The sequence below is a fragment of the Microbispora sp. H10670 genome, assembly GCF_014161385.1.
Lineage (GTDB): Bacteria > Actinomycetota > Actinomycetes > Streptosporangiales > Streptosporangiaceae > Microbispora > Microbispora triticiradicis.
Genome location: NZ_JABBWW010000025.1, coordinates 108,446 through 121,964, shown reverse-complemented (window position 1 = coordinate 121,964; position 13,519 = coordinate 108,446). Strand labels below are relative to the sequence as shown.

The 13,519-nt window shown below is 71.4% G+C and carries 15 protein-coding genes; 11 read left to right on the top strand and 4 right to left on the bottom strand.

Annotated features, from left to right (window positions below):
* The 7 genes from HHX33_RS28295 to HHX33_RS28265 form a co-directional block, all read left to right on the top strand.
* Positions 1-822: 2-oxo acid dehydrogenase subunit E2 (locus tag HHX33_RS28295; RefSeq protein WP_259402933.1), on the top strand; the 822-nt coding region annotated here is incomplete at its 5' end.
* Between the two features lie 72 nt (positions 823-894).
* On the top strand, positions 895-1,788 hold the full coding sequence (locus HHX33_RS28290; RefSeq protein WP_182877251.1) for a TIGR01777 family oxidoreductase: 894 nt from the start codon (positions 895-897) through the stop codon (positions 1,786-1,788).
* 35 nt (positions 1,789-1,823) lie between these two features.
* Positions 1,824-2,573: a peptidase E gene (locus tag HHX33_RS28285; protein ID WP_182877250.1), complete on the top strand. Its 750-nt coding sequence runs from the start codon at positions 1,824-1,826 to the stop codon at positions 2,571-2,573.
* Positions 2,570-3,289, top strand: a complete 720-nt coding sequence (lipB, locus tag HHX33_RS28280; RefSeq protein ID WP_182877249.1) for a lipoyl(octanoyl) transferase LipB — start codon at positions 2,570-2,572, stop codon at positions 3,287-3,289. The genes HHX33_RS28285 and lipB overlap by 4 nt, the downstream gene beginning before the upstream one ends.
* Positions 3,286-4,209 (top strand): lipoyl synthase, encoded by a 924-nt coding sequence (gene lipA / locus HHX33_RS28275; RefSeq protein ID WP_310741564.1) that lies wholly within the window; start codon positions 3,286-3,288, stop codon positions 4,207-4,209. Before lipB ends, lipA begins: the two co-directional genes overlap by 4 nt.
* A gap of 45 nt (positions 4,210-4,254) precedes the next feature.
* Entirely contained in the window at positions 4,255-4,926 is a 672-nt protein-coding gene (locus tag HHX33_RS28270; protein ID WP_117410555.1) for a DUF4191 domain-containing protein, read from the top strand.
* A gap of 35 nt (positions 4,927-4,961) precedes the next feature.
* Positions 4,962-5,753: a class I SAM-dependent methyltransferase gene (locus HHX33_RS28265; protein ID WP_182877247.1), complete on the top strand. Its 792-nt coding sequence runs from the start codon at positions 4,962-4,964 to the stop codon at positions 5,751-5,753.
* Between the two features lie 42 nt (positions 5,754-5,795).
* Here the strand turns inward: HHX33_RS28265 and HHX33_RS28260 are convergent, their stop codons facing one another.
* From HHX33_RS28260 to HHX33_RS28250, 3 genes are all read right to left on the bottom strand, one after another.
* Complete coding sequence (locus HHX33_RS28260; protein ID WP_182877246.1) at positions 5,796-7,082, bottom strand: ArsB/NhaD family transporter; 1,287 nt, start codon at positions 7,080-7,082, stop codon at positions 5,796-5,798.
* Between the two features lie 362 nt (positions 7,083-7,444).
* Complete coding sequence (locus HHX33_RS28255; protein WP_182877245.1) at positions 7,445-7,903, bottom strand: CBS domain-containing protein; 459 nt, start codon at positions 7,901-7,903, stop codon at positions 7,445-7,447.
* A gap of 44 nt (positions 7,904-7,947) precedes the next feature.
* Positions 7,948-8,250 carry a hypothetical protein gene (locus HHX33_RS28250; RefSeq protein WP_182877244.1) on the bottom strand — a complete coding sequence of 101 codons (303 nt, stop codon included), beginning with the start codon at positions 8,248-8,250 and terminating at the stop codon, positions 7,948-7,950.
* Between the two features lie 172 nt (positions 8,251-8,422).
* Between HHX33_RS28250 and HHX33_RS28245 the strand changes: the two genes are divergently transcribed.
* Together HHX33_RS28245 and HHX33_RS28240 are read left to right on the top strand one after the other, a co-directional pair.
* On the top strand, positions 8,423-9,523 hold the full coding sequence (locus HHX33_RS28245) for a histidine kinase (RefSeq protein WP_182877243.1): 1,101 nt from the start codon (positions 8,423-8,425) through the stop codon (positions 9,521-9,523).
* Positions 9,524-9,526: 3 nt separating this feature from the next.
* Positions 9,527-10,183 (top strand): response regulator, encoded by a 657-nt coding sequence (locus HHX33_RS28240; protein ID WP_182877242.1) that lies wholly within the window; start codon positions 9,527-9,529, stop codon positions 10,181-10,183.
* Positions 10,184-10,216: 33 nt separating this feature from the next.
* Here HHX33_RS28240 and HHX33_RS28235 read toward each other — a convergent pair whose 3' ends face one another.
* Positions 10,217-10,678: an RDD family protein gene (locus tag HHX33_RS28235; protein WP_182877241.1), complete on the bottom strand. Its 462-nt coding sequence runs from the start codon at positions 10,676-10,678 to the stop codon at positions 10,217-10,219.
* A 131-nt stretch (positions 10,679-10,809) separates the two neighbouring features.
* Here HHX33_RS28235 and HHX33_RS28230 point away from each other — a divergent pair, with 131 nt between their 5' ends.
* Entirely contained in the window at positions 10,810-11,841 is a 1,032-nt protein-coding gene (locus tag HHX33_RS28230) for a hypothetical protein (protein ID WP_182877240.1), read from the top strand.
* A gap of 172 nt (positions 11,842-12,013) precedes the next feature.
* Positions 12,014-13,438, top strand: a complete 1,425-nt coding sequence (glnA, locus tag HHX33_RS28225; protein WP_117410564.1) for a type I glutamate--ammonia ligase — start codon at positions 12,014-12,016, stop codon at positions 13,436-13,438.
* The last annotated feature ends 81 nt before the right edge of the window (positions 13,439-13,519 follow it).

The window sequence follows — 13,519 nt, the reverse complement described above, 5'->3', positions numbered from 1 at the left end:
GTGGCGGCGTCGCCAGTTGCTCACCGCCGCACGGCCCACACCGGCCATGCGCGCGATGTCTGCCGGCCCGCCGCGGCGGAGGTGCGGGTGGACACCACCCTGCGCGGCCACACCGAGAAGATGTCGCGCCTGCGGCAGACCATCGCCAAGCGCATGGTGGAGTCGCTGCAGGTCTCGGCCCAGCTCACCACCGTGGTCGAGGTCGACGTCACCCGCATCGCCCGCCTGCGCGACCAGGCCAAGGGCGAGTTCCTGCGGCGCGAGGGCGTCAAGCTGTCGTTCATGCCGTTCTTCGCGATCGCCGCGATCGAGGCGCTCAAGCAGCACCCGAAGCTGAACGCCACGATCAACAGCGAGACCAACGAGGTCACCTACTTCGACGTCGAGCACCTCGGCTTCGCGACCGACACCGAGCGCGGCCTGCTCGTCCCGGTCATCAAGAACGCGGGCGACCTCAACATCGCCGGGCTCGCCCGTAAGATCGCCGACCTCGCCGAGCGCACCCGCACCAACAAGGTGAGCCCGGACGAGATCACCGGCGGCACGTTCACGCTGACCAACACCGGCAGCCGGGGCGCGCTGTTCGACACGCCGATCCTCAACCAGCCGCAGGTCGGCATGCTGGGCACCGGCGCGGTCGTCAAGCGCCCGGTCGTCGTGGACACCCCGGAGGGCGAGGTCATCGCGGTCCGCTCGATGGTGTACCTCGCGCTGAGCTACGACCACCGCCTGGTGGACGGCGCCGACGCCGCCCGCTTCCTCACGACGATCAAGCGTCGTCTCGAGGAGGGCCGCTTCGAGGCCCAGCTCGGCCTGGCCTAGTATCCGGCGACACCGCGAAGCCGTCCCGCATCCCGCGGGGCGGCTTCCGGCGTATAAGGGGCTGTGGAGACGATGACGACTGTGGTGACCGGTGCGTCCGGTCTGCTCGGCTCGGCCCTGGTGAGCGCGCTGCGGGACGACGGGCACGAGGTGCGCCGCCTGGTGCGGCGCGAGCCGGCGGCGCCCGACGAGCGCTTCTGGGACCCGGCGGGCGGGGTTCTCGACCCGGCCGCCCTGGAGGGCGCCGACGCCGTCGTCCATCTCGCCGGGGCGGGGATCGGCGACCGCCGGTGGTCCGACGCGTACAAGCGGGAGCTGGTGGAGAGCCGGGTCTCCGGCACGCGGACGCTCGCCGAGGCGCTGGCCCGCGCGGACGGCGGGCCCCGTGTCCTGCTGTCCTCCTCGGCGATCGGCTTCTACGGCGACACGGGCGACCGGGCGGTGGACGAGTCCGCCCCGCCGGGAGAGGGCTTCCTGGCCGACCTGGTGCGCGCCTGGGAGGACGCCACGGCGCCCGCCGCCGAGGCCGGCCTCCGGGTGGCGCGGCTGCGCACCGGGATGGTGCTCAGCGGCCGGGGCGGCGCGCTCGCCCGGATGCTGCCGATCTTCAGGATGGGCGCGGGGGCCGTCCTCGGCAGCGGCAGGCAGTACGTGTCGTGGATCTCGCTGCCCGACTGGGTGGACGCGGTCCGCTTCCTGCTCTCCCGCGAGGACCTGTCCGGGCCGGTCAACCTGACGGCGCCCGGGCCGGTGACGAACGCGGACTACACCGCCGCGCTCGCGAAGGCGCTGAAGCGGCCGGTGATGCCGGTCCCGGCCCCGCGCCTCGCGCTGCGCCTGGCGCTCGGCGAGTTCGCCGACGAGGCCCTGCTCGCGGGCCAGCGGGTGCTCCCCCGGCGGCTCCTCGACGCAGGTCACCGGTTCGCCCATCCCGCCATCGGCGACGCCCTGGCCGCCGTACTCTGAAGAGTCAGTCGATCCGGACACGGAAGTGGTGGGGCATGAGCCGCATCGGGCAGTCGCACATCGTCGCCATCGGGGGCGGCTCGTTCCGGCAGTCGGAGCGGTACGGGTTCATCGAGCCGACCGCGCTGCTGCGCTACGTCCTCGACCTGACCGGGCAGGACCGGCCCAAGCTCGGGCTGCTCGCCACCGCCACGGGCGACGACGCCGACTGGCTGCTGAAGATGTACGGCGCGTTCGCCCGGTGGGACGTCGAGGTCAGCCACCTGACGGTGTTCCCGATGCCGAACGTCGCCGACCCCCGTGAGTGGATCCTGGAGCAGGACGCGATCTACGTGAGCGGCGGCAGCGTCGCCAACCTCGCCGCGTTGTGGCGGCTGCACGGCCTCGACGAGGCGTTCGCCGAGGCCTGGCGGGCGGGCGTGGTGCTGTCCGGGCAGAGCGCGGGGGCGCTGTGCTGGCACGTCGGGGGCAACACCGACTCGTTCGGGCCGAGGCTGCGGCCCTGGTCCGAGGGCCTGGCCCTGCTGCCGTACTCGTGCGGCGTCCACTACAACTCCGACCCGCAGCGGCGCTCGCTGCTGCACGAGTCGATCGCCTCGGGCGAACTGCCGGAGGGGTACGCCGCCGACGAGGGCGTGGCGCTGCACTACGTCGGCACGGAGTTCATCCAGGCCGTGACCACCGACCCCCGGGGGTACGCGTACCGGATCGAGCGCGACGGGCCCGCCGTCAAGGAGCTGCGGGTCGAGCCCCGGCTGCTGACCTCCACTACCCTGTCAGCGTGAAGGGCTTGGCCATCGTCCGCCTGGGAGTGGACGTTCCGTACGAGCAGGCCTGGGCCCTGCAGCGGCGGCTGCACGCCCGCCGCGCGGCCGGCGAGATCTCCGACCTGTGCCTGATGCTGGAGCACGCCCCGGTCTACACCGCGGGCAAGCGGACGCTGCCGCAGGAGCGGCCGGCCGACGGCACCCCGGTCATCGACGTGGACCGGGGCGGGAAGATCACCTGGCATGGCCCGGGCCAGCTGGTCTGCTACCCGATCATCCGGATCACCGACGTCGCCTCCTACCTCCGGCTGCTGGAGGAGGTCCTGATCCAGGTCTGCGCCGACTTCGGGCTGACCGCGCGTCGGGTCGAGGGGCGCGGCGGGCTGTGGGTCCCCGGCGACCCGTCCCACGGGCTGCCCGACCGCAGGCTCGGCACGATCGGGATCCGGGTCACCGGCGGGGTGACCATGCACGGCTTCGCGCTCAACTGCGTGAACGACCTGAGCTGGTACAACCGCATCACCGGAGACCCCACCGGGGACGACGCGGGGGTCACCTCGCTGTCGGCGGAGACCGGCAGGCGCATCACGGTCGACGAGGTCATCCCCTTCGCCGGAAAGCGCCTCGCCGAGGCTCTCGGCGAGGAGCCGTACGACCTGTACGAGGAGGACCTGGGCGAGGCGGGCGGGCACGCGCCGGGCGAGGTCGGGGCGGGTAATAAGCTGGAATGGTGACGGTCGCTCCGGAAGGTCGAAAGCTCCTCCGCCTGGAGGTGCGCAACAGCCAGGTCCCCATCGAGAAGAAGCCGCCGTGGATCAAGACGCGGCTGCGCAACGGCCCGAACTTCACCGAGATCAAATCGCTGGTGAAGGGCGCGGGGCTGCACACCGTGTGCCAGGAGGCGGGCTGCCCCAACATCTCCGAGTGCTGGGAGGACCGCGAGGCCACCTTCCTCATCGGGGGTGACCAGTGCACCCGGCGCTGCGACTTCTGCCAGATCGACACCGGTAAGCCCGCGGAGTACGACAGGGACGAGCCGCGCCGCGTCGCCGAGTCGGTCCTCCAGATGGGGCTGCGCTACGCCACGGTGACCGGCGTCGCCCGCGACGACCTGCCCGACGGCGGCTCCTGGCTGTACGCCGAGACCGCCCGGCGGATCCACGAGATGGTCCCCGGCTGCGGCGTCGAACTGCTGGCGCCCGACTTCAACGGCGACCGCGGCCAGCTGGAGGAGGTCTTCTCCGCCCGGCCCGAGGTCTTCGCGCACAACATCGAGACCGTGCCGCGGATCTTCAAGCGGATCCGCCCGGCGTTCCGCTACGAGCGGTCGCTCGCGGTGATCACCATGGCCCGCGAGGCGGGACTGGTCACCAAGTCGAACCTCATCCTCGGCATGGGCGAGGAGCGCGAGGAGATCCTCCAGGCGCTGCGCGACCTCCACGAGGCCGGCTGCGACCTGGTGACGATCACGCAGTACCTGCGCCCCACCCCGCGCCACCACCCCGTGGACCGCTGGGTCAAGCCCGAGGAGTTCGTCGAGCTCCAGCGTGCGGCCGAGGAGATCGGCTTCGCCGGCGTCATGTCCGGCCCGCTGGTCCGCTCGTCCTACCGGGCCGGACGGCTCTACCAGCAGGCGATCGCCGCCCGTGCGTGAGTCTCGTTTTCATTAAGTCAGCTCGGCGTTTGTATCCTTCAGGACATGGCCAAAGACGCAGCGGCTCCGGGACGCCTCAAGCAGATCCGGATGGTCGCACAGATCATTCAACAGGCGAATCCGAAGGGCATGCCGATCGTCTACGCGTCGGCTGCGGGGACACTCGCCCTGTTCGTCGTCATCGGCGTGATCTTCGGCTGGACGTGGATCGTCTTCGGCGTCTTCGCCGCCGTCCTCGTGGGCATGCTCGTCTTCAGCCGGTTCGCGCAGAAGTCGCAGTACTCCATGCTGCACGGCCAGCCGGGCGCGTCGTACGCGATCCTGCAGAGCCTGCGCGGCACGTGGTATGTCGAGGAGAAGCCGGTCGCGGTCAACCGCGACCAGGACATGGTCTTCCGGGTGGTCGGCTTCCCGGGGGTCATCCTGGTCTCCGAGGGCCCGCCGAACCGGGTCCAGCGGATGCTCGTCGCGGAGAAGAAGCGCGTGCAGCGGGTCGCGATCGACGTGCCGGTCTACGACATCCAGTGCGGTGACGCCGAGGGGCAGGTCCCCCTGGCCAAGCTCCAGCGGCACATGATGAAGCTGCCCCGCAACCTCAAGAAGGGCGCGGTGTCCGAGGTCAACAACCGGATGCGCGCGCTCACCCCCGCCGTGCCGATGCCCAAGGGGCCGATCCCGAAGGGCATGCGCATGCCGCGCGGCCCGAAGATGCGCTGACCCGGCCGGAAGACTCGTTCGGAAGACGGCGACACATGGACGTCGGACGGCGGCCGGTCTCCCGGTCGCAGACCTCCCGGGCCAACCGGGGCTGGTGGGACGGCGCGGCCGACGACTACCAGGCCGAGCACGGCGGATTCCTGCGCGACGACGGCTTCGTCTGGTGCCCGGAGGGGCTGGACGAGGCGGGCGCGCGCCTGCTGGGCGAGGTCGCCGGCCGCCGGATCCTGGAGATCGGGTGCGGCGCCGGGCAGTGCGGCCGGTGGCTGCTCGGGCAGGGCGCGACGGTCGTCGGCGCCGACCTGTCCCACCGGCAGTTGCAGCACTCCCGGCGCATCGACATGGCGGCCGGGGTGCGGCTGCCCGTCGTGCAGGCCGACGCCGAGACGCTGCCGTTCGCGGACGGCTCGTTCGACCTCGCGTGCTCCGCCTACGGCGCGCTGCCGTTCGTCGCGGACGCCGCGGCGGTGCTGGCCGAGGTGCGCCGGGTGCTGCGCCCCGGCGGCCGGTTCGTGTTCTCCGTCAGCCACCCTGTCCGGTGGGCGTTTCCCGACGATCCCGGGCCGCGCGGCCTGACCGCCGACCGCCCCTACTTCGACCGGTCGCCGTACGTCGAGTACTCCGACGAGGGCGAGCCGTCGTACGTGGAGCACCACCGGACGATGGGCGACTGGGTCGGCCTGATCACCGGCGCCGGCCTGACGCTGACCGGCCTGACCGAACCCGAGTGGCCGCCCGGCCACGACCGCGCCTGGGGCGGGTGGAGCCCGCTGCGCGGGCGCCTGCTGCCCGGCACGGCGATCTTCCAGTGCACCGCGTCCTTCTGAGCACCGCGTCCTTCCAGCGCTCCGCGTCGTGAGCGGGGAACGTCAGAGGAAGTAACGCAGCCAGACGTAGACCCAGGCCATCGTGATGCTCAGCACGGTGACCAGGATGCCGTACCTGGTGAACTGCCAGAAGCCGATGCGGTGGCCGGTCCGGGCGGCGATGCCGACGGCCACGACGTTGGCGCTCGCCGCCACCGCGGTGCCGTTGCCGCTGAAGTCGGCCCCCAGGGCGAAGGACCACCACAGCGCCTGTCCGGTCTGCCCGTCCGGCGCCTGGGCGACCATCTCCTCCACGACCGGCACCATCGTGGCGACGTAGGGGATGTTGTCGAAGAACGCGCCCAGCACCCCGGAGCCGAACAGCAGCGCCGTGGCCGCGAGGAAGTAGTCGTCGCCGAGCGCGCCGACCGCCCAACCGCCGATCGTCGCGATGACGCCGGTGTGCACCAGCCCGGCGACCATGACGAACAGGCCCATGAAGAAGACCAGCGTGCTCCACTCGACCTCGCCCAGGACCTCCGGCACGTCGGCGCGGGACACCAGCAGCATCACCCCGGCGCCCACCAGGGCGACGATCGACGGCTCCACGTGCACCACGGCGTGCAGGCAGAACCCGGCGACGACCCCGGCCAGCACGATCAGGCACCGCAGGAGCAGGCGGGGGTCGGTGATGGCCCGCCGTTCCTGCAGCGCCATCACGGCGGCCACGCGCTCGGGGTCGTAGCGGAACGACCTGCGGAAGAGCACGCGGGTGAGCAGCACGAACACCACGAAGACGACGACCACGACCGGCGCCATGTGCGCCAGGAAGTCGTTGAACGTCAGCCCGGCGCGGCTGCCGATGATGATGTTGGGGGGATCGCCGATGAGCGTCGCCGCGCCGCCGATGTTGGACGCCAGGACCTCGGCGATCAGGTACGGCTGGGCCGGGATGCGGAGCCGGTCGCAGACGACCACGGTGACCGGCGCGACGAGCATGATCGTGGTGACGTTGTCCAGGAACGGCGAGGCGACGGCGGTGATGACCATCAGCATCACCATCAGCCGGTAGGGCCTGCCCCTGGATCTCTTCGCCGCCCAGATGGCGAGGTAGTCGAAGACGCCCGTCTGCTTGACGACGCCGACGATGATCATCATGCCGAGCAGCAGGAAGACGACGTTCCAGTCGATGCCGGCGGTCTCGGAGAAGAACACCTCGTCGCCGGGGATCAGCCCCAGGACGGCCATCGCGCCCGCGGCGACGAGGACCACCTTGACCTTGTGCACCTTCTCGGACGCGATGAGGGCGAAGGCCGCCAGGAAGATCGAGAAAGAGGCGACGGCGCTCACGTACGGCGCCCCGGGGGTCCGGCGACGCTCGCGAGGCCGGTGCGGGCGTGATCGGCGGAGGCCCGGCACGGTGTCCCGGCGGGTGGGCGCGACGAGGACGGCGACGGCATGGCGAAGCGGTGGATGACGGAACCTCCGGAGCAGGGACACGCCGCACGGCGCGACGCGACAGCGGGAAGCGACATGACGGCAGGAATCAAGGTGACAGGAAAGCGCGCGGAAGGCGGGACGGCGACGCGGCAGGCGACGTGACAGCCGGGGAAGCCGGAGGCGGCCCCCGCGGCCCGGGGGCTCCGGCCGCGGGGGCCAGGGGCGCCGCCGAACCCGGCGCTTCGCCGGGCGCGGCGGCCCGTTCGTGGCGGTCAGTCGCCCGGCGGGACGAGCGCCAGGCTGGTGAGCAGCCGCTCCAGCGTGATCGCCCCGGCCAGGGCGCCGTCCCGGTCGACGACCGCGACGATGGGACTGCGCAGCCGGGTCATGAGGGCGGCCACTTCGAGCAGGGTCGCGTCGAGCGGCACCGTCACCGGCCTGGGCGGCTGGGGCGGCAGGCAGTCTCCCACCGTGATGCCGGCCAGTTCCTGCCAGAAGCGGTCGGCGTGGGCCTCGTCGATCGCCCGGGCGAGCGCCGCGTCCTCCTGGTAGGCCCCGGGGACCGTGAGACGCAGCACCTGCGTGCCGGGCAGCACCCAGCCCGGCCGTCTCCTGTCGTCCACGACGATCAGTCCCGGCATCCGGTTCAGCACCATGATCCGTACGGCCCGGGCGACGGGGTCGTGGACGGTCACCGTCGGCAGGTTCACGACGACTTCGCGCGCTTGCATCAGGTCATCACATCGATCGGGGAGACGGAGGTTCCTTGCGATGGTCATCGGGCCGCCTTGGTGAACGCCGCCTGGGCGAACGCCGCCTCGGCGAACTCGGTGAAACGGCGTTCGAGATCGGCGAGCCGATCGAGGACGGGCCTGCTGTGCAGGATGTCGGCGAGCTGGTCGGCCTCGCACTGCTCCAGGCTGATCGCCTGCAGCACGGTGTCGGGCTCGGCGGGGTCGTAGAAGAGGAGCCGCCGGCGGCCGGACTTCTCGACGAGCACCCCGAAGCACCGGCCGTCACGGGTGACGCACTGGTGCACGGTCGCGACGCCGGGCAGGGTGGCGCTGGTCACGTCCATCTCGGATACCTCCCGTCCGTCGTTGCCTGCTGTTCCAGTCTTCGGAACACCCCGGCCGGGGACCATCGGGTCCAGCACCCATATCGGGAGAGGTATGACATGTAGCGGCCCCCACGAGATGGGGAGCACCCCGCATGGACACCCACGCACGAGAACGAGCAGGCTGTGAGACGTGAACGAGCCCACTGACCGGCGCACCGACCGGCGCGATGACCGGGGCGACGACCGGCGGACCGGCCGGCCGCCGGCGGCGCCGCGGTCGCGGCGCCCGGCCCGGGCCCTGTTCTGGCGGCTGTTCGCGATCAACGGACTGGTCTTCACCGCCGGGACGCTGGTGCTCGCGCTCTCCCCCGCCACGGTGTCCTCACCGGTCCTGCTCACCGAGGTACCGGTCCTGACCGTGGGGCTGGCCCTGATCATCACGGCCAACGCGCTGCTGATCCGCAGGAGCCTGGCCCCGCTCGACGCGCTCACCACGCTCATGCGGCGGGTCGACCTGCTGCGGGCGGGCGACCGGCTCACCGACAGCGGCAACGGCGACCTCGCCCAGGTCATCGGCACGTTCAACGAGATGCTCGAACGGCTCGAAGCCGAGCGCAGCGCGAGCAGCGCGCACGCGCTGGCCGCGCAGGAGGGGGAACGGCGGCGGATCGCACGGGAACTGCACGACGAGATCGGCCAGAGCCTCACAGTGGCGCTGCTGGAGCTCAAGCGCGTCGTGGACCGCGCGCCCGAGGATCTCCGGGAGGAACTGCGCTCCGCGCAGGAGACGGTGCGGGCCAGCCTGGACGAGGTGCGGCAGGTCGCCAGGCGGCTGCGTCCGGGCGTCCTGGACGACCTCGGCCTGCACAGCGCGCTGAGCGCGCTCGGCAGCGACTTCTCCCAGGCGAGCGGGATCCGGATCACCCGCGACATCGATTCCCGGCTGCCCGCGCTCAGCGAGGAGGTCGAGCTCGTCCTCTACCGGATCGCGCAGGAAGGACTGACGAACGTGGCCAGGCACTCCCGCGCCCGCCGGGCGGAGCTGTCACTCACCGAGGAGGACGGGCGGCTCACCCTGCGCATCGCCGACGACGGGCGCGGTGGCGCCCGGACCGAGGGCGCCGGCATCCGCGGGATGCGCGAGCGCGCCCTGCTCATCGGCGCCCGGCTGACCGTCGACTCCCCGCCCGGCGGCGGCACGGACGTGCGTCTCGTCGTCCCCCCACGCGTCCCCCCTCTCTCGTCGTCCCCCCACACGTCGTCCTCCCCACACGCGGTGAAGGAGAGCTGAGCCGTGGAGAGCGCCAAGACCCGCATCCTGCTGGCGGACGACCACGCGCTGGTCCGCCGCGGACTGCGGCTGATCCTCGACGCCGAGCCCGACCTCATGGTGGTCGCGGAGGCCTCCGACGGCGCCGAGGCGGTCGAGGCCGCCCGCTCCGAGACGATCGACCTCGCCATCCTGGACATCGCGATGCCCCGCATGACCGGGATCCAGGCCGCACGTGAGATCTCACGGCGCGCTCCCGGCATCCGCATCCTGATCCTGTCGATGTACGACAACGAGCAGTACTTCTTCGAGGCGCTCAAGGCCGGGGCGTCGGGCTACGTGCTCAAGTCGGTCGCCGACCAGGACCTGCTGGAGGCCTGCCGGGCGGCGATGCGCGGAGAGCCCTTCCTCTACCCCGGCGCGGTCACCGCCCTCATCCGCGACTACCTCCAGCGCGCCCGGCAGGGCGAGCGGGTGCCGGACAGCATCCTGACTACCCGCGAGGAGGAGATCGTCAAGCTCATCGCCGAGGGCAACTCCGCCAAGGAGATCGCGGAGACACTCTACATCAGCGCGAAGACCGTCGACCGGCACCGCGCGAACATCCTGCAGAAGCTCGGCATGCGCGACCGGCTCGACCTGACCCGTTACGCCATCCGGGCCGGCCTCGTCGAACCGTGATCACGAGCCGCGCCGGGTCCCTCGTACGGACCGTCAGAGGGTGACGACCACCGTGCCGGACGCGCGGTCGTGCAGGCCGCGCCGGTCGCGGTCCCAGATCAGGGCGGGTACGGCGAGGCACAGCAGGAGCGTGCGGACCAGCACGCCGAGGAAGCGCGGCCGGCCGCCGTCCAGCGCGGCCACCCGGATGCCGAACAGCCGCATTCCCAGGGTCAGGCCGATCGTGCCGAGCAGCAGTACGTACTCCGCGGCGAACACGCCGAGGCCGACCGCGCTGACGTCGGCGCCGCGAACGCGGAGCAGGCCACCGGCGATGGCCCAGGTGCACAGGAGCCAGTCCACGACGACCGCGCCGAGCCTGCGCCCCCAGCCCGCGACCGCGCCGGGGCCGTGCTCGGGCAGGCCGAGCCGCTCGCCGGGGTAGCCGAGGTCGATCCCGGCGGCGCGGGTGCCGCCGAGCCAGGTCTGCGTCCAACGCGGCTGCCGGTCACTCATGGTTCACCAGCGTATCGGGGAGGGTCACCGGTCTGGCGTGCGGCCGCGAAGCCGTCCATGATGGGGCAGGTCGAACCCATCAAATGCCCTGTATGGTGGGCCATTTACGACTTAGGCGTTTGGAGGGAACCGTGCGGCCGGCGGACCCCGATGACATCGACGCGCGTTTCGAGGCGCTGGTCGCGCAGTTCGACGAGGACGAGATCCGCAGCATGATCACGGCGGCGGAGCGGGACCCCCTCACCCGCCGGAGGACGCGGCGCCGCCTGCCGGCCGTGCTGGTGGCGATCGCCGCCGCCGTCCTGGTCGCGGGGCTCGTCGTCACCGTACGGCCCGACGCCCTGGAGCGGCTGGGCGTCGGCGGCCAGGCGTCCGGCGACGAGGACCGGTTCGTCACCGGCGCGGTGGTCGCCCGGCCCGGTCCCGTGCTGACGCCGATCCCCGACGGCGAGGAGGGCCTCGCCGACCTCGACCCGGCGCCCGCCGGTCCGTTCACGGGCACCCCGGCCGCCGGGTTCGCGGACGGCGAGGAAGGGCTGGTCATGCCGCCCGCGCGGAAGCTGGGCGGGCTCAGCGAGGACGAGGTCGGCCGCGCCCTGCTGCGGGTGAAGCTGCTGCTGTCGGCCGCGCACCTCGACTCCGCGACGGTCCGCGGCGGCCGGCCGGAGCGGTTCGCCGCGCTGCTGCACCCCCGGCAACGTGAGTCGTTCCTGGGCGGTCTGGACGAGAGCGGCCCGTCCGGCACCCGCTCGTGGGTGTTCAGCCTCGCGCCCGGCGCGGCCCAGCCGGCCGGGAACGTCGTGAAGGTCTCCGGGGCGACGACGGTCGGCGCACGGACCGGCGGAGGCGTCACGATCGAGGCCGACTACCTGTTCGTCCATCCCGTCACCCGGCCCGGCGACCCCCTGACCGTGACGAGGGTCGTCGAGCACCACAGGAGCGAGTTCGCCGCCTACCGGGAGGGAGGGAAGCTGGTCGTCTGGCTGGACGGCGACCGGTCGGCGCTGTTCGGCGCGAGCTGCGACACGGGCGACGGGTTCGTCCATCCGTACTTCCCCGGCGACCCGCGCGAGGCGCGGCCCTCCGGCGAGCCCGTCAACCCGTACGACCGCGCCTCCGCGGTCTCACGGCGACCGGCATGTCCGGCCGCGTATGCCACCTGACCTGCGAGAAGGCCGTACGATGGAGGCCGGGGACGAGCGAGGCCGGTGTTAACGCGGCGGCCGCCCGGGTAGCGCTTTCCCTTAACACGCGCGAAACAATCGAGACATGGGGCGGAAACGGCATCGGCCTATTTTCGGGTTGCGCTAGCCCGTGCCCCTGGGAGGTTCGAGAGTGTTCAACTCCGCCGATGACGTCCTCAATTTCATCCGGGACGAGGGTGTGCAGTTCGTTGACGTCAGGTTCACGGACCTGCCGGGCACGACGCACCACTTCACCTTCCCGTCTGAGAACTTCGGTTCGAATGTCTTCACCGACGGCCTGATGTTCGACGGATCGTCGATCCGTGGTTTCCAGGCCATCCACGAGTCGGACATGCTGCTGCTGCCCGACCCCACGACGGCCGTGATCGACCCGTTCCGTCAGCACAAGACGCTGAACATCAACTTCTTCGTGCACGACCCGCTGACCGGCGAGGCCTACAGCCGCGACCCGCGCAACGTCGCCCGCAAGGCCGAGGAGTACCTCAAGGGCACGGGCATCGCGGACACGGTCTACTTCGGTCCCGAGGCCGAGTTCTACATCTTCGACGACGTCCGCTTCGAGACGCGGCAGAACGCCGGTTACTACTACATCGACTCCATCGAAGGCGCCTGGAACACCGGCAAGGCCTCCGAGGGCGGCAACCTGGGTTACAAGCCCCGCTACAAGGGCGGCTACTTCCCGGTCCCGCCGATGGACCACTTCACCGACCTGCGCTCCGAGATGGTCCGCAACCTCATCGAGGCCGGCATCGAGACCGAGATGCAGCACCACGAGGTGGGCACCGCCGGCCAGGCCGAGATCGACTTCCGGTTCGGCACGCTGCTCGAGACGGCCGACAAGCTGATGCTGTACAAGTACATCATCAAGAGCACGGCCATCCAGGCGGGCCGCACGGTCACGTTCATGCCCAAGCCGATCTTCGGTGACAACGGCTCCGGCATGCACTGCCACCAGTCGCTGTGGAAGGACGGCGAGCCGCTGTTCTACGACGAGGTCGGCTACGCCGGTCTGTCGGACACCGCGCGCTACTACATCGGCGGCCTGCTCAAGCACGCCCCGTCGCTGCTGGCCTTCACCAACCCGACGGTGAACTCCTACCACCGCCTGGTGCCCGGCTACGAGGCCCCGGTCAACCTGGTCTACTCCCAGCGCAACCGCTCGGCCTGCGTCCGCATCCCGATCACCGGGTCGAACCCCAAGGCCAAGCGCATCGAGTTCCGGGTGCCGGACCCGTCCTGCAACCCGTACTTCGCCTTCGCCGCCATGCTGATGGCCGGCATCGACGGCATCCGCAACAAGATCGAGCCGCCGGAGCCGGTCGACAAGGACCTGTACGAGCTTCCGCCCGAGGAGGCCCGCAACATCCCGCAGGTGCCGGGCTCGCTGGAGAAGGTGCTCGACGCGCTCGAGGCCGACCACGACTACCTGCTGGAGGGCGGCGTCTTCACGCCGGACCTCATCGAGACCTGGATCTCCTACAAGCGCGAGAACGAGGTCGACCCGATCCGCCTCCGCCCGCACCCGCACGAGTTCGAGCTCTACTACGACGTGTGATCCGCTGAGCCGCCGACCCCGGCGGAAAGGGCCGTACGGCCTCTGCCAGGGTCACGGCCGGCGCACTCGCGTCCGCAGGAA

Excerpts from the sequence above, each read along its gene's own strand:
- HHX33_RS28265 (WP_182877247.1), top strand. The coding sequence starts at position 4,962 with ATGGACGTCGGACGGCGGCCGGTCTCCCGGTCGCAGACCTCCCGGGCC.
- HHX33_RS28285 (WP_182877250.1), top strand. The coding sequence starts at position 1,824 with ATGAGCCGCATCGGGCAGTCGCACATCGTCGCCATCGGGGGCGGCTCG.
- HHX33_RS28255 (WP_182877245.1), bottom strand. The coding sequence starts at position 7,903 with ATGCAAGCGCGCGAAGTCGTCGTGAACCTGCCGACGGTGACCGTCCAC.
- HHX33_RS28235 (WP_182877241.1), bottom strand. The coding sequence starts at position 10,678 with ATGAGTGACCGGCAGCCGCGTTGGACGCAGACCTGGCTCGGCGGCACC.
- HHX33_RS28270 (WP_117410555.1), top strand. The coding sequence starts at position 4,255 with ATGGCCAAAGACGCAGCGGCTCCGGGACGCCTCAAGCAGATCCGGATG.
- HHX33_RS28250 (WP_182877244.1), bottom strand. The coding sequence starts at position 8,250 with ATGGACGTGACCAGCGCCACCCTGCCCGGCGTCGCGACCGTGCACCAG.
- HHX33_RS28290 (WP_182877251.1), top strand. The coding sequence starts at position 895 with ATGACGACTGTGGTGACCGGTGCGTCCGGTCTGCTCGGCTCGGCCCTG.